The organism is Pseudomonas sp. GW456-12-10-14-LB2 (assembly GCF_002884345.1).
Taxonomy (GTDB): domain Bacteria; phylum Pseudomonadota; class Gammaproteobacteria; order Pseudomonadales; family Pseudomonadaceae; genus Aquipseudomonas; species Aquipseudomonas paraglycinae.
Map to the genome: position 1 here is coordinate 1 of NZ_POHV01000158.1, position 271 is coordinate 271.

Sequence of the window (271 nt, forward strand, 5' to 3'; positions counted from 1 at the left end):
TGGATGAGGCGTTCCAGTTCGTCTCCGAGTTCCGGGGAGGCGGTCACCTTGTCGGGAAAGCCGACGCCGAGGCGCCTATCCGCCAACCGGGCGAGTTCGGCGACACCTTCGGCACCTCTCTCCAGGAGGACCTTCACCTCCTGGGCGCCGATCGCTGGATCCGAGTCGCCGTAGGTGATCTGCGGCTCATCCCAGCCCGGCATCCATCGCTTGACGAAGGAATCCCAGGAGGAGCCTCGCTCGCCGTGGACTTCGAACGGCACGCCGTGGG

Annotated in this window: 1 protein-coding gene; it reads right to left on the minus strand. The window is 66.4% G+C overall.

Features of this window, described 5'->3' with window-relative positions; translation table 11 throughout:
- On the minus strand, positions 1-271 hold a 271-nt coding region (locus C1X29_RS29295; protein WP_218275720.1), incomplete at both ends, for a hypothetical protein.